Source organism: Metapseudomonas resinovorans (assembly GCF_002003485.1).
Lineage (GTDB): Bacteria > Pseudomonadota > Gammaproteobacteria > Pseudomonadales > Pseudomonadaceae > Metapseudomonas > Metapseudomonas resinovorans_D.
The window spans coordinates 67372-86230 of record NZ_BDMA01000001.1 but is presented as its reverse complement, the minus strand read 5'-3'; the positions used below and the strand labels follow the sequence as shown (position 1 = coordinate 86230).

General features: G+C 64.7%; 18 protein-coding genes and 1 pseudogene. 7 read left to right on the top strand and 12 right to left on the bottom strand.

Features of this window, described 5'->3' with window-relative positions; translation table 11 throughout:
- Window positions 1–205 precede the first annotated feature (205 nt).
- Window positions 206–1726: an NCS1 family nucleobase:cation symporter-1 gene (locus MnOB_RS00360; protein WP_077520589.1), complete on the top strand. Its 1521-nt coding sequence runs from the start codon at window positions 206–208 to the stop codon at window positions 1724–1726.
- 59 nt (window positions 1727–1785) lie between these two features.
- Here the strand turns inward: MnOB_RS00360 and MnOB_RS00355 are convergent, their stop codons facing one another.
- From MnOB_RS00355 to MnOB_RS00340, 4 genes and pseudogenes are all read right to left on the bottom strand, one after another.
- Window positions 1786–2355 carry a TetR/AcrR family transcriptional regulator gene (locus MnOB_RS00355; RefSeq protein WP_077520586.1) on the bottom strand — a complete coding sequence of 190 codons (570 nt, stop codon included), beginning with the start codon at window positions 2353–2355 and terminating at the stop codon, window positions 1786–1788.
- Between the two features lie 62 nt (window positions 2356–2417).
- Window positions 2418–2825: a PaaI family thioesterase gene (locus MnOB_RS00350; protein ID WP_077520583.1), complete on the bottom strand. Its 408-nt coding sequence runs from the start codon at window positions 2823–2825 to the stop codon at window positions 2418–2420.
- A complete protein-coding gene (locus MnOB_RS00345) occupies window positions 2825–3256 on the bottom strand; it encodes a PaaI family thioesterase (protein WP_077520580.1) in 432 nt (143 codons plus the stop codon). Before MnOB_RS00345 ends, MnOB_RS00350 begins: the two co-directional genes overlap by 1 nt.
- A gap of 285 nt (window positions 3257–3541) precedes the next feature.
- Window positions 3542–3973: pseudogene (locus tag MnOB_RS00340) on the bottom strand (response regulator); the annotation flags it as partial.
- A gap of 248 nt (window positions 3974–4221) precedes the next feature.
- On the opposite strand from MnOB_RS00340, the gene MnOB_RS00335 reads away from it, so the two are divergent.
- From MnOB_RS00335 to MnOB_RS00320, 4 genes are all read left to right on the top strand, one after another.
- Window positions 4222–6156: a DUF294 nucleotidyltransferase-like domain-containing protein gene (locus tag MnOB_RS00335; RefSeq protein ID WP_077520574.1), complete on the top strand. Its 1935-nt coding sequence runs from the start codon at window positions 4222–4224 to the stop codon at window positions 6154–6156.
- On the top strand, window positions 6153–6857 hold the full coding sequence (locus MnOB_RS00330) for a 3'-5' exonuclease (protein WP_077520571.1): 705 nt from the start codon (window positions 6153–6155) through the stop codon (window positions 6855–6857). Before MnOB_RS00335 ends, MnOB_RS00330 begins: the two co-directional genes overlap by 4 nt.
- Before the next feature lie 85 nt (window positions 6858–6942).
- Window positions 6943–7893 carry a Vgb family protein gene (locus MnOB_RS00325; RefSeq protein ID WP_077520567.1) on the top strand — a complete coding sequence of 317 codons (951 nt, stop codon included), beginning with the start codon at window positions 6943–6945 and terminating at the stop codon, window positions 7891–7893.
- Between the two features lie 97 nt (window positions 7894–7990).
- Window positions 7991–8614 (top strand): glutathione S-transferase family protein, encoded by a 624-nt coding sequence (locus MnOB_RS00320; protein WP_077520564.1) that lies wholly within the window; start codon window positions 7991–7993, stop codon window positions 8612–8614.
- A gap of 340 nt (window positions 8615–8954) precedes the next feature.
- Here the strand turns inward: MnOB_RS00320 and MnOB_RS00315 are convergent, their stop codons facing one another.
- The 7 genes from MnOB_RS00315 to MnOB_RS00285 form a co-directional block, all read right to left on the bottom strand.
- Entirely contained in the window at window positions 8955–9272 is a 318-nt protein-coding gene (locus MnOB_RS00315) for a hypothetical protein (RefSeq protein WP_077520561.1), read from the bottom strand.
- 12 nt (window positions 9273–9284) lie between these two features.
- Complete coding sequence (gene creD / locus MnOB_RS00310; protein WP_077520559.1) at window positions 9285–10634, bottom strand: cell envelope integrity protein CreD; 1350 nt, start codon at window positions 10632–10634, stop codon at window positions 9285–9287.
- A gap of 231 nt (window positions 10635–10865) precedes the next feature.
- On the bottom strand, window positions 10866–11300 hold the full coding sequence (locus MnOB_RS00305) for a CBS domain-containing protein (RefSeq protein ID WP_077520556.1): 435 nt from the start codon (window positions 11298–11300) through the stop codon (window positions 10866–10868).
- 186 nt (window positions 11301–11486) lie between these two features.
- Window positions 11487–12917 carry a two-component system sensor histidine kinase CreC gene (creC, locus tag MnOB_RS00300; protein ID WP_077520553.1) on the bottom strand — a complete coding sequence of 477 codons (1431 nt, stop codon included), beginning with the start codon at window positions 12915–12917 and terminating at the stop codon, window positions 11487–11489.
- Window positions 12917–13603: a two-component system response regulator CreB gene (gene creB, locus MnOB_RS00295; protein ID WP_077520550.1), complete on the bottom strand. Its 687-nt coding sequence runs from the start codon at window positions 13601–13603 to the stop codon at window positions 12917–12919. Before creB ends, creC begins: the two co-directional genes overlap by 1 nt.
- A gap of 59 nt (window positions 13604–13662) precedes the next feature.
- Entirely contained in the window at window positions 13663–14175 is a 513-nt protein-coding gene (gene rloA2 / locus MnOB_RS00290) for a retropepsin-like aspartic peptidase RloA2 (protein WP_077520547.1), read from the bottom strand.
- Window positions 14176–14237: 62 nt separating this feature from the next.
- Window positions 14238–15476, bottom strand: coding sequence for an HD-GYP domain-containing protein (locus MnOB_RS00285; RefSeq protein ID WP_077520544.1), 1239 nt, complete (start codon window positions 15474–15476; stop codon window positions 14238–14240).
- A gap of 153 nt (window positions 15477–15629) precedes the next feature.
- Here MnOB_RS00285 and MnOB_RS00280 point away from each other — a divergent pair, with 153 nt between their 5' ends.
- Entirely contained in the window at window positions 15630–16529 is a 900-nt protein-coding gene (locus MnOB_RS00280; RefSeq protein ID WP_077520541.1) for an acyltransferase, read from the top strand.
- 19 nt (window positions 16530–16548) lie between these two features.
- On the opposite strand, the gene MnOB_RS00275 is transcribed toward MnOB_RS00280, so the two are convergent.
- Window positions 16549–17226: a DUF2780 domain-containing protein gene (locus MnOB_RS00275; RefSeq protein ID WP_077520539.1), complete on the bottom strand. Its 678-nt coding sequence runs from the start codon at window positions 17224–17226 to the stop codon at window positions 16549–16551.
- Window positions 17227–17476: 250 nt separating this feature from the next.
- Between MnOB_RS00275 and MnOB_RS00270 the strand changes: the two genes are divergently transcribed.
- Window positions 17477–18730 carry a peptidase MATCAP family protein gene (locus MnOB_RS00270; protein ID WP_077520536.1) on the top strand — a complete coding sequence of 418 codons (1254 nt, stop codon included), beginning with the start codon at window positions 17477–17479 and terminating at the stop codon, window positions 18728–18730.
- The last annotated feature ends 129 nt before the right edge of the window (window positions 18731–18859 follow it).

Genomic DNA, 18859 nt, shown 5'->3' with positions numbered 1-18859 from the left:
AAAGCTGACTTTCAAGTCAATGAAATATAAAGACAATTATCCGATAGATGGACGTAAGGGGCGCCAGAACTGGGCTGGCGATGACCTCTAGTGGTGCACGAAAGGGCCAATCTCTGTGTAGGGATAAGCGCCGGCTCCGGGTGGCACGAAACTGGCTTGCATACAAAAAACACAAAAACAGTGCACACAAATTCACGGAGGCCCCATGGCGCCCACTCCCGTTTCCGCTGTTACCCAGCTCGATCCCCCCAAGGTCGATTCGGCCGCTCCCGGTGCGGTGGACCTGAGTCCGCGCCTGTACAGCGCCGATCTGGCGCCGACCCGCGCGGCCAACCGCAGCTGGGGGCGCTACAGCTTGTTCGCGCTGTGGACCAACGATGTGCACAACATCGCCAACTACTCCTTCGCCATCGGCCTGTTCGCCCTGGGCATGAGTGGCGCACAGATCCTCGCGGCATTCGCCCTCGGCGCGCTGGTGATTTACGGCCTTATGAACCTGTCCGGTTACATGGGCCAGAAGACCGGCCTGCCCTACCCCGTGATGTGCCGGATCAGCTTCGGCATCCACGGCGCACAGATTCCGGCACTGATCCGCGCGGTCATCGCCATCGCCTGGTTCGGCATCCAGACCTATTTGGCCTCGGTCGTCCTGCGCGTGCTGCTGGCGGCCGTGGCGCCGGGGCTGAGCGCACTCGACCAGGATTCGATTCTCGGACTGTCGACACTCGGCTGGATCACCTTCCTCGGCATCTGGTTGGTGCAGTTGGCGATCTTCGCTTATGGCATGGAAATGGTGCGCCGCTACGAATCCTTCGCCGGTCCGGTGATTCTCGTGACCTTCGCCGCCCTGGCCTTCTGGATGTACCAGCGCAGCGGCTTCTCCATCACCTGGTCCACCGGTGAAGGCTTCACGGGCTCGACGATGTGGTTGAAGGTGCTGGGCGCGGCCGCACTCTGGGTGTCGCTGTACGGCACCATGATTCTCAATTTCTGCGATTTCACCCGTAACTGCCCGGACCGCCGCACCATCAGCGTGGGCAACTTCTGGGGGTTGCCGGTAAACATGCTGGGCTTCGCGGTGATCGCGGTGGTACTCGCCGGCGCGCAATTCAGCATCGACGGCAAGCTGGTGCAGAGCCCGACCGAGATTGTCGCCAGCATCCCCAACACCGCAGGCCTGGTGCTGGCCTGCCTGGCCTTCCTGATCGTCACCGTGGCGGTGAACATCATGGCCAATTTCGTCGCCCCGGCCTATGTGCTCACCAACCTGGCGCCGAAGCTGCTGAACTTCCGGCGCGCCGGCCTGCTCAGCGCCACCATCGCCGTGCTCATCCTGCCCTGGCACCTGTACAACAGCCCGGCGGTGATCCTGTACTTCCTCGGCGGCCTCGGCGCCCTGCTCGGCCCGCTGTACGGCATCATCGTCACCGATTACTACCTGGTGCGCCGTGGCCGGGTGAACCTGCCGGAGCTCTACAGCGAAAGCAGCGACGCCGCCTACCACTATCGCCGTGGCATCAACCTGCGCGCAGTAGCGGCGTTCGTTCCCTCGGCGCTGATCGCCATCGTGCTGGCACTGGTACCGGCCTTCGAGTCGCTGTCGCAGTTCTCCTGGTTCTTCGGCGCCGGCCTTGGTGCACTGATCCACTACGCCATCGCCGACCGCCGCACCGAGCACCTGGATGTCTCCGGTGAAGAGATCGCAGTGGACAGCGCGCACCACTGAGGCATGGGGGGCAGGCGCAAGGTCGCCGGCCCCCAGCAGTTCCTGACAACCCCGCCTGACTACCCTGGCAGCAAGCCCAGCAGCTCTTCTTCCACCAGATTCAGCGCGACCAGAGATTGCTGCGCCTTGGCGATCCCCAGTGCCCCTTCCAGAGCCGCGATGATCAGCCAGGCCCGACTGTGGGCCGAAACGCTGTCCAGACCATCGGCACACAATGACCGCTCGAAACTCCCCTGCCAGGCCTGCAAGGCCCTGCGACAGCGCAGGTGGACCTGTTGCAACTCGTCGTCAATGCTCAGGGTCGTGGCGAAAATCGGGCAGGACTCGGCGAACGCCGAAGCCTCCAACCAGCCTCGCAAGGTCGCAGTAAAACGACGTAGGGCATTGCGGGCGTGCGGAGCCCTCTCGCCGGCATGGTCGAGGTGCTGCAGCACCTCGTCGGCGACGAAATCGACGGCGGCACTGACGATCGCCGGCTTGCCGTCGGGAAAGTAATGGTAGAGCGAGCCCTTGGGCGTCTCCGAGCGGGCGATGATGTCGCCCAGGCCTGTACCGAAATAGCCGCGGCTGGCCAACAACGAGGCGGTGGCTCGAACTACGCGGTCGGCGGCGTTGGATTTTTTCGGCAAGACATCTCTCCATCCGGGAACGGCGCGCCGCCTGGCCGGCGCGCGCCAAGGATGCCCCAGCGTCAGGGAATATGAAACACGGCGCTGGCGCGGGCTACCGGCTGTTCTCCCGCGTCGATCGCCGCGCTGGCGAAGGCCAGGCGTTGGCCGATCTTTTCGATGCGCGTTCGCACCTCAAGCAGATCCCCCAGGCGGGCCGCACCGCAGAAATCCACGCGGAGATTGACCGTTGCCATGTGCAGCGGAGGCTCCCCGGAAAAGGCCGTGGAATAGCCGAGAGCAACATCCGCCAGGCTGCAGAGCAGTCCGCCATGGGCGGTGCCACGCTGGTTGCAGTGTTTCTGCTCAACCCGCAGGGCAATGACCATCCCCTCCTCTTCATCGCGGCGGTAATACAGCGATCCGAGCAGGTCCAGAAAGGGGCTGCTGCGGAACAGCGGTGCATAACCCGCAGGAAGCGTGCTTTCCATCAGCGGCCACCCTCGCCGCCAACTTTGGTCACACTCGCCAGCGCCATGGCGACCAGAGTCTGCTCCCCGCCTCGCAGCGCAAAGACCTCCGCCAGAGCGACCAGTACCCGCCCCGAGGACTTCACCACTCGTCCTTTCGCCAGCAATTGCTCGCCCACCGCCGGCGCCAGCAGATTCAGCTTGTACTCGGAGGTCACCACATCCCCCGCCACCGAGGCCGCCGCCCAGGCACAGGCGCTGTCGGCCATGAAGCCAACTACGGCGCCATGCACGAAGCCGTGGTGCTGGTGCATCAACTCGGGCTTCACGTCGATCTCGAACTCGACGGCGCCGCCCCCGATCGAAGTGACCCGTGCGCCCATCACTCGCGCGAACGGGGTGACGTTTATCACGGCCTCAAGCCGTTCCTGCATGCCTTGATCGTGTGCCATTGCTGGAATCCTTCTGTTGGCGGAGAGTGATCTTTCCGGGCTATTTATATAGACCGGTCTAAATAATTCGATCAGAAACCAACCAAACGCAATGCGCTTCGAGGCTGAATAGAGATTGTGAATGGACGGGTAGTCAGCACCCCGATCGCCGCGCAGACATAAAAAAACCGCCTTTCCGTGGCGGTTTTTTCAGGCGCTTTTCAGCGCGATGACCTTCGCTTTGGCTTTCGCTTTCGCCGGCCTGGGCCGCACCTCGGGTGGCGGAGCCTTGGGTTCTGGCGGGGTGCCAATCTCGTTGCTTACCAAATTGGTGAGGCGGCTCATGTCCACCGGCTTGAGCATGAAGTCGACCACTTTCATGTGCATTGCCTCAATGGCGTCCTGCACGTCGGCGTCGCCGGAAATGATGATGACCGGGAGGGTCGCCCGTGCCGACTGGCGAACCTGACGTACCACTTCGAGGCCACTGCCGCATTGCATGTGCAACTCGGTGATCATCAGGCCGATGGAGGGACGGGTGACCAGCAGAGCCAGCGCCTGTTCGCCACTGTCAGCAGTGATGCACGGAATCCCCTGGGCAACCAGGGCGTCGGCCAGGGCATCGCGCCCGGACTCGTCGTCATCCACCAGCAGAACACTGGGCGGCGCGCTGGGTACGCGCATGATTTCATCAAGCGCTTGCAGCTCAGCGTCGCTCAGCAGGTCACCGTAACTCATGGGGTCGTCCTCAAAGGGGCCTTCCCTAGCAGGCCCAACTCCCCTCACTACTAGCTGTAGCACGGGGTACGCAGGTCGGATAGGCAAAATGCAAGCAAGTTCCCATGCAGATTGCAGCATCCGCCGAACGGTAGTGGCCTATCGGGATTTCCGACGATCTGCATCCCATCCCTTAGACTTACGTCCAATTTGTGTCCCCTGCCGCCACGCGCAGCATGGCTCTCCTAACAAGAACGACGGGCAGCAAGATGACCAAGGCAGATGCCTTCGCCCAGGCCGGCAAACAAGCGGTGATGCAGAACGTCCATGGCACCATGGAGTTCCTGCAGAAGTACCCGCCCTTCAATCAGATGGAAAGCGCCCACCTCGCCTTCCTCGTCGAGCATTGCCTGCTGCGCTTCTATGCCGCCGGCGAATCCATCATCAAGCCCCAGGACGGGCCGGTGGAGCATTTCTACATCGTCAAGCAGGGGCGCGTGGTGGGCGAACGCCCGCACTCGGCCCGGCGCGGCACCGAAACCACGTTCGAGATCGCCAGCGGCGAATGCTTCCCGCTGGCCGCCCTGCTCGGCGAGCGCGCGACGCGCACGGAACACCTGGCCGGCGAAGACACCTTCTGCCTGCTGCTGGGCAAGGCCGCCTTCATCAAACTGTTCGCCCTGTCCAACCCGTTCCGCGACTTCGCCCTGCGCGGCGTCAGCAGCCTGCTCGACCAGGTCAACCAGCAGGTCCAGCTGCGCGCCACGGAAACCCTTGGCGCCCAGTACTCCCTGGACACCCGCCTGGGTGAACTGGCGGTGCGTCATCCCATCGCCTGCCTGCCGGAACTGCCCTTGCGCGACGCCGTGCGGCTGATGCACGAACAACAGGTGGGCAGCATCGTGATCGTCGACGCCAGGCAGCGGCCGCTGGGCATCTTCACCCTGCGCGACCTGCGACGAGTGATCGCCGATGCCAGCGCCGACCTGGCCCAGCCCATCGCCGAAGTCATGACCCAGGCGCCGTTCCACCTGCCGCCGGAGGCCAGCGCTTTCGACGCCGCCCTGGCCATGACCGAGCGGCACATCGCCCACGTTTGCGTAGTCAGCGACAACCGCCTGCTGGGGGTGGTATCCGAGCGTGACCTGTTCTCCCTGCAACGGGTCGACCTGGTGCACCTGGCGCGGACCATCCGCCACGCCGGACGGGTCGAAACCCTTGCCGCCCTGCGTGGAGAAATCCAGCGCCTGGTGGACAACATGCTCGCCCACGGCGCCAGTTCCACCCAGATCACCCGCATCATTACCCTGCTCAACGACCACACCGTGTGCCGGGTCATTGAGCTGACTCTCGAAGAGATGGGCGACCCGGGCATTCCTTTCACTTGGCTCTGCTTCGGTAGCGAAGGCCGCTGCGAACAGACCCTGCATACCGACCAGGACAACGGCATCCTTTTCGAAGCGGCCGATGCGGTGGAGGCCGCCGCCATTCGCGGCCGGCTGCTGCCGCTTGCCGAGCGCATCAACCAGTCCCTCGCACAATGCGGCTTCGAGCTGTGCAAGGGCGGGATCATGGCCGGCAACCCTGAGCTCTGCCTGTCCCGCAGCGAGTGGAGTCGTCGCTTCGCCAGCTTCGTCCGCGAAGCGACGCCGGAGAACCTGCTGGGTTCCTCCATCTACTTCGACCTGCGCGCGGTCTGGGGCCCCAGCGAAGGGTGCGCCGCGCTGCAACGGGAACTGCTGGTGCTGGTGGCCGACAACAGCCTGTTCCAGCGCATGCTGGCCGACAACGCCCTGCGCCAGCGACCGCCAGTGGGGCGGTTCCGTGATTTCGTGGTTGCGCGCAAGGGGGCTGAAAAAGACACCCTCGACCTCAAGGTCCAGGGTCTCACCCCCTTCGTCGACGGTGCCCGGCTGCTGGCACTGGCCAACGGCATCAGCGCCAGCGGCACCCTGGAGCGCCTGCGTCAGCTGGTGGCCCGTGAGGTGGTGGATGCACTCGACGGCGCGGCTTACGAAGAGGCCTACCACTTCATCCAGCTCACCCGCATGCAGCAGCACCAGCATCAAGCGCGGCAGGGCCTGCCCTACTCCAACCGGCTCGACCCGGATACCCTCAACCACCTGGACCGGCGCATCCTGCGCGAGTCCTTCCGACAGGCCCAGCGCCTGCAATCCAGCCTGGCGCTACGCTATCAGCTATGAATGGTTTCCCCTGGTTCTCCCGTCGCACGCCGCTGGCCCCGGATATCGCATCCCGTCGCGACGCCCTGCCCGACCCGCAGACGCTCGACGAACGCCCCCTGCGCCAACAGCGCTTCGTGGTGCTGGACCTGGAAACCAGCGGCCTGAACATGAGCCGGGACCTCGTACTGTCCATCGGCGCGGTGAGCATCGACGACGGCGCCATCGACCTTGGCAACCAGTTCGAATGCACCCTTCAACGCGAGACCGGCAAGCTCAGCGCCAGCGTGCTGATCCATGGCATCGCGCCGAGCGAACTGGCAGCCGGCGTGGAACCCGCCGAGGCACTGCTGGGCTTCATGGAGTTCGTCGGCGACAGCCCACTGCTGGCCTTCCACGCCACCTTCGACCAGCGCATGCTGAGCCGCGCCCTCAAGCAGGACCTCGACCATAGACTGCGCCACTGCTTCCTCGACATCGCCGAACTGGCGCCCATGCTCTGCCCGGAATCCGGCATCCGCAATGGCGGCCTGGACCAGTGGGTGGAGTATTTCGGACTGCAGGTGCAGCAACGCCACAACGCCAGCGCCGATGCCCTGGTGACCGCCGAGATCGCCCTGATCCTCTTCAGCCGAGCCCGTCGCCAGGGTCTGGAAACCCCGGCAGCATTGGCCTCCGCCCTCGCGCGCTGGCAGCGTCGGCAGCACGCTCCCGCCCTCTAGACGCACCGCCCGGTCGATTTCTTCGAACCCTCTCCGCTGATCCAACGTCGACTGAAGACCACTCCCGGAAGCGGAGGTCTTCCCAATGATCCGACCATACGTGCTCGCCCTGTGCGCCTCGCTGTTTTGCGCAACAACCACGGCGGCGGAGGTCACCTACTATCCGGTTCCGACGGGAACCGGCCCGCGCGATGTCGCCCCCGCCACCGACGGACGCGTGTGGTTCACCGCCCAGCACCTGGGCTCGGTCGGCCTCCTCGATCCACTGACTGGCGAAACCCAGTTGATCACCCTGGGCGTGGGTTCCTCGCCCCGCGCCCTGGTGGTGGACCAGGACGGTGCTGCCTGGATCACCGACGTCGGCCTGGATGCGCTGGTACGGGTCGACCCGCTAGACCGCTCCGTGCGCACGTTTCCCCTCAAGGGCAGCACCACCGGCATCGGCCTCGAAGGGCTGGCGATGGATCGCAACGGCGACCTCTGGTTCACCGGCCAGCGAGGTTTCTTCGGGCCCTTCAGACCGGCCAGCGACAGCCTGCAAATCTGGCCAGCGCCGGGTGGCCCCGGTCCCAAAGGCATCACCGTGACGCCCAATGGCGAAGTCTGGTACGCCAATGAGACAGCCCGGCACATCGGCCGGATCGACCCCGAATCCGGGAGCCCGACCCTGGTGGATGTACCGGAAGAAAGTGCCGGCCCACGCCTGATATGGAGTGACTCGCGCGGCACCCTCTGGGTCGGCGAAGCCGGCAGCGGGCGACTGAGTCGTTTCGATCCACTGGGAGAGACCTGGAGCAGCTGGGAGATTCCGGGCAGCAACGCCGACGCCCATGCGCTGTACGTCGATGAGCAGGAACGGGTATGGCTGAGCGACTATCGCGCCAATGCGATCCTGCGCTTCAATCCGTTCAGCCGTATCTTCGCCAGCTTCCCCAACGACCGCCCCGCCGCCCGCGTGACCCACCTCTCCGGGCGCACCGGCGAAGTCTGGGGTGCCGAGTCGGCCCAGGATCGTCTGGTGATGATCCGGTACTGATCAGCGGACACCGTGCGACAGCAGACCCCACATGCCCGGCGGCATTCCAATGCGGTATAACTGCGCCATTGACCGCTGCAGACGCCGAGGAATCCGCATGAGCGCCAGCCAGATCCTGTTCTTCTCCCCCACGTCCCCCTACGTCCGCAAGGTCATGGTGCTGCTCCACGAAACCGGTCAGCTGGATACGGTGACGCTGCATGGCGTGACCCTCACCCCGATCAACCCCAGCGCCGATGTGAACGAGCACAACCCGGCCGGCAAGATCCCCGCCTTGCAATTGGCCGACGGCAGCGTGCTGCACGACAGCCGCGTGATCCTCGATTATTTCGATCACCAGCATGCTGGCCAGCCGCTGATTCCCCGTGAGGGAGCGGAACGCTGGCGGCGCATGACCCTGGCCTCCCTGGCTGACGCGGTAACGGATGCGGCCATCCTGGTGCGCTACGAAACCTTCCTGCGTCCCGAGGACAAGCGCTGGGACGACTGGGTGCTGGGCCAGTGCGGCAAGATCGACCGAGCCCTGGAAAGCTTCGAGAAATCCGCTGGCGAACTGGACGAGCGCTTCGACGTCGCCGCCATCAGCGCCGCCTGCGCCCTGGGCTACCTGGACTTCCGCATGCCCGACCTCAACTGGCGCCGCGACTGCCCGAAACTGGCCGCCTGGTACGCCACGGCCAGCCAGCGCCCCTCTCTCAAAGCCACCGCCCCGGCGCCCTGACGCCCTGCGTTCCGTAGGGTGGATGGCGCTTTTTCCATCCACCACCACGAGCGCAATCACGGCTCCGCTGGTGGAAGTGAAGAGCGACTTCCACCCTACAAAGGCTCACCTCCCACTTCCGGATCTCCCATGTAGGGTGGATGGCGCTTTTCCATCCACCACTACGCGAGCTCGGTCCATCAGTAGTTGGCGTATGCCAGGCCGAACTACGGCGGTCGTCGCGGATGCCAATCAGTTAGACGTCGTTGCTGGCGTCGCAACCACGGCCGAGGAAACAACCTCGCGATCCTTGCGGCCAGTTCGGCTCCCTTCGCCTGGTCCTCACGCAACCCCAACCAGCTCATTGCTCACCTCCGGCGCGCCAGTACCAGAGGCGGAAGAAACCCACCGCCAGCAATAGCGCGCCCTGGCCCAGGGCCGCACAGAGTTCGAGAAAGGACCGCAGCGCGGGATTGCGGGCGGCATCCACCACGCCGGTCAGCCCTTGCCAGAAACCACCGGGGAACAACCACAGGGCCAGCCCCGCCAGGGGTTTCCCCGTGAACAGCCAGAGATCGATGAAACCGAAGGCGCCGACGAACATCAGGCCGCCGAGGAGCAGGATCGAAATCACCAGGCCAAGCAGGAAACAGCCGCCGAATTGCACCAGTGCACGCATGGCCGTTCCTCCTCAATTGCCGCTGGCCGGCTGGGCACGGCCGACGCCGTACCAGTCGAGTTTGCGGGTCAGCACCATTACACAGGCGAGCAGGCCGAACACCAGCAGCGAGCCCATCAGCAGGGCGTAGTCCTCGGCGCTCAGCAGGCCGTAGAGCATCCCGTAGAGTGCCGCCAGTCCCAGGGTGAAACCGCCGCCGCGCAACCAGCTGTGCAACACATGGCTGACGTAAAACCCCACCAACGCCACACAGGCGGACGCGGAAATGACATAGGCGACGGCGAACTCCAGGTGCTCGGACAGCGACAGCAGCAACAGGTAGAAGAACGCCAGGGCCATCCCCACCAGCCCGTACTGCACCGGGTGCACCGCCAGACGCTTGAGCACTTCCACCAGGAAGAAACCGGCGAATGTCAGGGCGACGAACAACAAGGCGTATTTGATGGCGCGGTCGGTCTTCAGGTACTGGTCCACCGGGTCGACGAAACTCACGCCGAAGTCCCGCGAGTAGAACGCGTCGCACTGCTCGCCACCGGTGCACTGGGCCAGCGCTTCCTGCAGGTTCGTGGCGAAGAAGCTGGTTTGCCAGGTCGCGCTGAAGCCCTTGGCATCGATGCTGCGCTCGCTGGGCAGGAACTCGCCGATGAAGCTCGGATGCGGCCAGGTCGAACTCAATTCCACCCGCGAATCGCGGCCCACCGGGGTCACGCTCAGGCTGGAGGTGCCCTGCAGCTTGAGGTCGAAGGCGAAGTCGAGGCTCTGCACGACTCCCGCCTGCAGCGACGCCAGCGGCACATGCACGCCCCCATTCAGCAGGCGGTCGCCGCTGCCGGGCTGGAAGTCCAGGGTCTGGCCGTTCAAGCGCAGCTTCAGCGCATTGCCGATGCCGCGGATATCGCTGATCCCGACCGCGAGGAAAGGCTGTTCGAAGCGGTAGTCCGCGAGGTTTTCGCCGATGCCGTAGTTGGCCGGAACGAGGATCTGCCCGCTGATCTGGCTGTCGCTCTTGTACAGCCGCGCCTTGTAGATGCCCCGCGCACGCAGCTCGGTGTCGACGCTGCCGGTCAGGTTGAAGCGCTCCGGGAGGAAGTACAGCCGGCTGCTCACCTCGCGTTCTTCCAGATGGCGCTGGCCGGTCTGCTCGTAGGTCTTCCACTCGCGCACCGTGCGTTTGTAAGGCACCACCAGGATCGGCCCGGTGATCCGCTGGCTGTAGCTGGAACTCTGGGCAATGTTCGCCAGCACGCCATCACGCGCGGTCTGGCGCTCGCCGATCAGGCCATCGATCAGCATCAGCGGGATCATCAACAACAGCATCAACAGGGCGATGGTGCCCAGCTTGAATCCGAGGGTTCGGGTCATGGCGACTCTCCTTGTGTCGGGATGAGGAGAGTCTGGGGAGCGCACGAGGTGGGCTTATGGGGGATGTGTGGAGACTGTGTGGGGAAAGCGTGGCGACGGATTCAAACCATTGGCTTGTTTGTGGGAGCGAATTCATTCGCGATGGCAGGCGAAGCTTGCCCTTCTTTCCCTGGGGACACTGTGCGTCCCTTTCGCGAATGAATTCGCTCCTACAAAGTGTTCATGAAATGATCACGCCCCGCGAATGTACTGCTCCAGATGATGGATCAGGCTTTCCTGTTCGGCGGTGATGTCGCGTACCAGGTCGCGGATGGAGAGCAGGCCCACCAGCTTGCCGTCCTGCAGTACCGGCAGGTGGCGCAGGTTCTTTTCGGTCATCAGCTGCATGCAGTACTGATTGCTGTCGCGCGGGGTCACCACGAAGAGGTTGGAGGTCATTACTTCTTCGATGGTGGTGGCGTAAGCCGAACGCTCCAGTGCAGCCACGCGGCGCACGAAGTCGCGCTCGGTGACGATGCCCACCAGTTCGCCCCCCTGGATCACCACCAGCGCGCCGATGTCCTTTTCGGCCATCAGCAGGGCAGCTTCCAACACGGTGGTGGTGGGATCGACGCTGAACAGTTGGGTATGGGATTTGGCTCTGAGAATCTCGGCGACGGTTTTCATCCGGCAGCTCCTGAAGGGCCTGTGGTTCTTGTAGTCGAAGCTCGGTGCTCTGCAAATCGACCGAATCAAGAATCAAGCCAAAACCTGGTTACAGGGTGGCGACACCCGCCGAAAGTCAGGGCGTTGTCCTGGTCAATTTATAGTCGATGCACGATGCGACCGAAGTCGCCGGGCGGCAGCCGCATATCAATCCGCGACGGCAGGTAGTCGCAAGCAGGCTTCCACGCCGCCTTCGACATTCGCCACGCAAAGGTCGCCGCCATGGAGCCCCGCCACTTCCTGCACGAAATTGAGGCCGAGGCCGGTACTCTTGCGCCCCGTTGCAGGGCGCGGCAGGGAATAGAAGCGCTCGGTGAGGCGCGAGAGTGCGAACTCGGGGATGGGTTCGCCCTGGTTGAACACGCGCAGTTCGAGCCAGTCGCCCTGTTGCGCCGCTTCAAGCCGGAGTAGGCCGCCGGGCGAGGTGAAATCCAGGGCGTTGTCCAAGAGGTTCGCGAGTGCCTGACTGAGCAGGAAGCGCTCGCCGGTCGCGCACAGTCCTGGTGCGATTCGGTTCTCCACCTTCAGGCCCGCCGTTTCGATTCGCGCCGCCTGGGCGTGCAACAGCTCTTCGGCCAGTTCGCGAAGCGGCACCGGCACCCGCTCCTCCAGCCCCTGGCGCTGCTCCACCTGGGCCAGGTTGAGCAGCCGCTCGACCAGCTGCTGCAGGCGCGCGCCCTCATTGCCGATGTTGGCCACGAAGCGCTGCCGCTGCTCGGCCGGCATCTCGCCCTCCAGCAGTTCGGCGGCGCCACGAATGGCCGCCAACGGGCTTTTCAGCTCGTGGGTCAGGGTGTGCACGTAGCGCTCGACGTAGGCCTTGCCTTCCAGCTGGGTACGCATGCGCTCCACAGCAGTCGCCAGTTGGCGCAGCTCGCCGCCGCTCATGGCCGGCAGCTCCGCGCGCGCTCCCTCGCTCACCGCCTGGGCATAGTTGCGCAGGCGACGGAGCGAGCGGCTCAGCCACCAGGAAAGCAGTCCGCCCACCAGCAGGCCGAGGCCGATCAGTCCGACGCCCAACCAGGTCAGGCGAGTCTGCGAACGCTCGATATAAGGCTGCAGCGAAGCGTTGGGCTTGGAGACCGATACGACGCCGATGATGCGCTCGCCATCGCGTATCGGTGCGGCAACGTACATCACCGAGGAGTCCGGATCGTTCGGGTCTTCCCGGCTGGAGCGGGCGCCGTACTGGCCTCGCAGGGTCAGGTAGACGTCGTTCCAGCGCGAATAATCCTGCCCCACCGCTGCGCCGCTGGAATCCAGCAGCACCACGCCACGCGCGTCGGTGACATAGATGCGGTGGTTCACCTGCGTCTTGCGTACACCCCAGATATCCGCCCCTGGCTGACGCTGGCCGTAAGCGCGCAGCAGCTCGGGCAAGCGGCCCTGGTCGAGGGTGCCGGCGCGCACTTCGTCGCGAAGTATTTCCGCCAGCAGGTTGGCGGTGTCCACCAGGGTTTCTTCGGTGGTCTGGCGCACGCCGGGGCGGATTTCATCCATCACCGTGCTGAGCACGAACCAGCCGGCCAACCCGACGAAGAGGAAATAGGCCAGGAAAATACGAATGCCCAGCGGCATCAGGCGTGATCCGGCGAATAGCTGTAGCCCAGGCCGCGATGGGTCTGGATGGGTTCCGCACTGGGCGCCACCTGGCGCAGCTTGGCGCGCAGGCTCTTGATATGGCTGTCGATGTTGCGCTCGTAGCCGGCGTCGGCGGCGACGCCCAGGGCATCCAGCAACTGCTCGCGGCTGAACACGCGCTCGGGCTGCGCCAGCAGGGCCTGGAGCAGGCGGAATTCATGGCGGGTCAGCCCGAGCAGCTGGCCGTGGTAATGAATGCGCACACGCTCGCCGTCCACCTGGAATGGCCCGCCGGCAGTGGGCGCCGGGGTCGCTTCACGGGGGACCGTGCGCTTGAGGATGGCGCGCACGCGCGCCGCCACTTCGCGGGGGCTGAAGGGTTTCACCACGTAGTCGTCAGCGCCGATCTCCAGGCCGACCACGCGGTCGATCTCGGCGTTGCGCGCGGTGAGGAACAGCACCGGTACCTCGGAGAAACGCCGCAATGCCTTGCACAGTTCGAAGCCACTGGTGTCAGGCAGGCCCACGTCGAGGATAACCAGGTCTACCGGATGCTGGCGCAGCAGCTCCAGCGCCGGACCGCCGAGGCTCAGCCAGGTGGTGGCGTTGCCGTCCGCCTCGAGGGCATAGACCAGTGTGTCGGCGATGGACGATTCATCTTCGACGATCAGGATGTGCGGCATGGGCGTCCCGGCTCATGGAGGTGACAGGGGAAAGTGCCGCACGGCCCTCTCCCCGTCAATCAGCACTGCGGCTTGCCGGCGGTGAACTTGCGTCCGGCGTAGACGGCAGCCTTGAACTCGCGCAGGGCCTTGGCGCCGATCAGCAGCGGGTAGTTGAAGCTGGAACGGTCGGTGAGGTTGACCTCTACCGTGCGCTTGACGCCACCCAGGCACATTTCCATGTCCACCACCGGGCGTTTGGAAATCTCCGCCGAGGGCGCCTCGTCTTCCTCGCCGAGTTCGTCGGCGCGGTTCTTGATCTTGCTCATGCGCGACAGGCGATGCTCGAACACCGTGTCATCGGCGTCCTTGGTGGCGAGGCGGAAACGCACCCAATCCTCACCATCGCGCTTGAAGCGTTCGATGTCCTTGGCTGAGAGGGAAGCGGTCAGGGCGCCGGTGTCCATCTTGGCCTTCATGGTCTGGCCGATTTCCGGCAGGCGCACGTATTCGTAACGACCGTAGATGTTCGGGTCCTCGGCGGCGACGGCGGGGAGCGCCACTAGGGCAAGCAGGGCAATCAGGGATTTCAACGCAGTCTCTCCTGGTTGAGGGGTACGGTTCTGGGACTGGCTGGGACGCCAATGGTTCGGAATCAATCGAAGAGGGAGCCGCGTCCGGTTGTCACGCCGCTCCAGAGTTCATCGAGTTTCTTGAAGCCCCAATCCTCCGGCGACTCGCGGCTTTCGATGCGATCACCGCGAGACAGGTCGACCACTTCCTGGGGGATGGGCACCTTGGACCGGGCCGAGAAGAACACCTTCACTCGGGGCGTCAGCAGCGACTGCGGATGCTGCTCGAGCACCACGCCGAGGCGACCGCTTTCCAGACGCACCAGTGAGCCGGTGGGGTAAATACCGACGGATTTGACGAAGGCCTGGAACACATGGGAATCGAAGTGGCCCTTGGTCCACTCGGCCATCTTGCGCAGTGCCTCGGCCGGACTCCAGCCCTTCTTGTAGGGGCGGTCGGAGGTGACGGCGTCATACACATCGCATATCGCCCCCATTCGGGCCAGCAGGCTGATCCGCTCGCCCGCAAGACGATGCGGATAGCCGGTCCCATCGAACTTCTCGTGATGGTGCAGGCAGACATCCAGCACGGCGGCGCTGACCTGGCGGCTGTCCAGCAGGATGCGTGCGCCCGCCGTAGGATGCTTGCGCACCTCGGTGAATTCGCCGTCCGTGAGTTTGTCCGGCTTGTTCAACAGCTCCAGCGGTACCGCCATCTTGCCGATGTCGTGCAGCAGGCCGGCCAGGCCCGCCTCGCGCACCTGGTCTTCGGCCATCCCCAACTGGCGCGCCAGGGCCACCATCAGGGCGCAAACGGCCACCGAGTGCATGTAGGTGTATTCGTCGCTGGTCTTCAGCCGCGCGAGGCTGATCAGGGCGTTGGGATGGCGGATCACCGATTCGGTGATCTGCTCCACCAGGGCGGCGGCCTGGGTCACCTCCACGGCGTGGCCCAGGCGAGCGTCGGTGAACATCGCCACCACTGCCTGCTTGGAGCGGGCGCACAGCTGGAGGGCGCGGCCCACTTCCTCTTCCAGGCTGACCGGCTCGGCACGCTCGACCTGGGGCTGCGCCTCTGCCGATTGAAACTGGCTTTCGGCCTGCGCTTCGACTTCCTCGGTGCTTTCCCCCGCGTCGATATCCAGCCCCTTGGCGGTATCGATCCAGACTTCGCCCACGGTGCTGTCGACAATGCGCTGCAGGTCCTTGGCGCTGGCCAGGAGGAAGCTGGTTTTCCAGAAGGGATGGTCCATCCAGGAGCCGCACAACTCCTGGATGTACATGCCGATTCGCAGATCGGCCACGGCTATTCGTTTGAGCACGACGGTTTCGCAAGGCAGGCGATATCAGGGCGACAGCATAATCCAGCGCCGCCAGCTGCACACCGGCACCCGTACCCGGGGCCGACCGCTCGTCGCATCGGCAGCGACTGGGTATCATGGCCCGCACACCAGAGGACGAGGAGCCGAGGACCCATGCGGCCGTTGCTGACCGGAATCGCCAACACCCTGCTGCTGTTGCTCAACACCCTGATCCTGATCGGCCCGATGCTGGCCGTTGCCCTGCTCAAGCTCATCCTGCCCGGCCAGGCCCTGCGCGACGCCTGCTCCCGGGGCGTGATGTGGATCGCCGAGGCCTGGGCGGAAAACTGCAAACGTGTGTTCGCCGCGTTCACCCCGACCCGCTGGGACATCCGGGGCGGCGAGGGGCTGCGCAGCGACACGTCCTACCTGGTCATCAGCAACCACCAGACCTGGGTGGATATCCCCGCGCTGGTCCAGGCCTTCAATCGCAAGGCGCCCTACTTCAAGTTCTTCCTGAAGAAAGAGCTGATCTGGGTGCCCTTTCTCGGGCTGGCCTTCTGGGCCTTGGACTACCCCTTCATGAAGCGCTACAGCAAGGCCTTCCTGGACAAGCACCCGGAGATGAAGGGCAAGGACCTGGAAATCACCAAAGCCGCCTGCGAGAAGTTCAAGCGCATGCCGGTGACAGTGGTGAACTACCTCGAAGGCACCCGTTTCACTCCGGTGAAGCACGCCAACCAGGGCTCCCCCTACCAGCACCTGCTCAAGCCAAAGGCCGGCGGCGTCGCCTTCGTCCTGGCGGCGCTGGGCGAGCAGCTGGATGCCATTCTCGACGTCACCCTGGTCTACCCCGGCGAGGGCGTGCCGGGTTTCTGGGCGCTGCTATCCGGCCGGGTGCCGAAAGTGATCATCGACATCCAGACGCGTCCGCTGGACCCCGTCCTGTGGCAGGGTGATTACGAGAACGACGGGAAATTCCGCCAGTACGTGCAGACGTGGGTCAGCCAGCTCTGGCTGGAGAAGGATGCGCGCATCAACCAATTGCGCGGAGAACTGCCAGAGGCCCGCTGAGCGGGCCTCGAATGAGGGCTCAGGTCGACAGGCCGCTCACCGGAGCCGGAGCCGGATTGACCGGCATCTGCTGTACCGGAGTCTGTTGAATGGGTGCCTGCTGCAATCCCGGCGTTACTGGCGGAATGGTCCACTTCCACAGATTGCCCAGGCTTTCCAGCAGGTTGTTGGCCAGCCCCTGCTGACCCAGGAAGGACAGGATCAGCGGGGCGAACTGGCCAATCAGGCCGCTATCCATCCCAAGCGAACCGAAGGCCTGGCCCACGTCCGTCATGTTGTTCATCTGCTGTCCGGCGAGCACGCCCGGCTGACCGCCCAGCGCATTGCCCGACTGTTGGCCGAGCAGGCCGCCGATGCTGCTGAGCAGGCCCTGGGTATTGGGATCGGTGAGCATGCCCACGCCCGGCACCGCCTGGTCCAGCTGGGCGAACTGGTCGGCCGGCAAGTTGTTGCGCGCCACGCCGAACAACGCAGTGAGGCCACCAATGGCTTGCTCCGGGGTGATGTTCAACTGGTTACCCAATTGCCCCAGCAAGGCCGCCGACTCCGCCGGTGCGATACCCGGCGCGCTGTCCTCCTGACTGCCCGTTCCACTGGTTGCAGCGGCGGAAATGACATCGCCCAGGGTGACGGCGAATACCGGGCTGGCCGCCAGGCTCAGCAGGGTTGCCAGAGTCAGGCTTCGGGAAATGTGCATAGGTCGACCTCGAAGATGATCCACGCCGGAACACTGCGTACCGGCCGGTGAGCGGAAGCTCGAAGCTATGACTGCGGCACCGGGGTCTGCGTTCCCGGCAGTCCGTCGGTTGCAGAATATCCCCGTAGGGTGCGCTGTGCGCACCGGCAATCTCGCGCGTGGGTCTCGGTGCGCACAGCGCACCCTACCGGACCAACACACGCCTGCCCGTGAACTAGCCTTCAAAGACCACCCTCCCCGGTCAGCCTCCATGAGCGAAACCCGCATCGCCGAACTCGATGCCGCCCTCCCCGGCCTCGCCCGCAAGATCCGTGTACTGGAAGCCATCGCCTGGCCCGATGGCATTGAGGAACGCTTTCTCGACGACTGGCGCGCCGGGCGACCCAGGCTCCCGGATGTGGCGCTGAAACCCCGGGATCACCGCACCGAAATCGAATCCCTGGAAACCCTCGCAGGCCAATGCGACGCGGGCCACCCGGCCGGCGCCTTCCTCGCCGCCACCGCACGCAGTTATGCCTGCGCCGGGCAGATGCTCGGCGCCATCGGTACACCGGCCTTCAGCGACTTCTCCGCGCGTCTCTACCAGCGTCCCGACCACTACTACGAACGGCAGAAAATGACGCCCCTGGATGCGGCGCGTTTCTTCCTCGATACCACCGACGCGCTGCTGGACAGTCGCTGTATTCCGGCCACCGATGCCTGCATTCCCGCCGAGGAATTCGCCACCTGGATGCGCACCGAAGTGGACGCCTTCTTCGGTCCCGACCAGGTTCGCGTCGTGGTGGACCCGGACCTCGCCTCCAAAGCCATTGCCGGCGCCACGCGTATCCGCCTGCGGGCTTCGGCACTCTTTTCCGAGCTGGACAAGGCCCAGCTGCTGCAACACGAGGCGTTCGTCCATGTCGGCACCGCACTGAACGGCCGGGCGCAGAAACGCCTGACCAGCCTGGCCCTTGGCGCACCGCGCACCACCCTGACCCAGGAAGGCATCGCCATGCTCGCCGAGTTGCTCACCGGCAGCATCGACATCCAGCGCCTGCGCCGCATCGCCCTGCGGGTGGTGGCGGTGCAGCAGGCACTCGATGGTGCCGACTTCATCGAGGTGTTCAAGGGCTTCCTGGAGGCAGGACAGTCAGAAGAAGAGTCATTCCGTTCCACTCAGCGCGTGTTCCGGGGGGCCGATGTGCGCGGTGGCGGTGCTTTCACCAAGGACGCCTGCTACGTGATCGGCATGCTCGGCGTGCACACCCTGTTGCGCGTAGCGGTGCGCGACAACCGCCCGGAGCTGCTGCGCCAGCTGTTCGCTGGGCGCATGAGCGCAGGCGACGTGGTGCGCCTGGCGCCACTGTTCGAGTCCGGCTGGCTGGAGCAGCCGCGCTACGTTCCACCCTGGGCCGCCGACCTGCGCCGCCTGGCCGCCACCCTGGCCTTCTCCGCCTTCGTCGGGCGGATCAAGCTGGATGTGGTGAGTCTCGAGCGCTTTGTCGAGCTGGAAGAAGAATGAGGTGTGGGGGCGAAAACATCTGTAGGGGCGAATTCATTCGCCAAGCAGACCGCAGGTCTGCCCGTCAGGCCTCAGGGGGCAGCTTCGCAGCCCTTGGCGAATGAATTCGCCCCTACAAGGAAGCCTGCC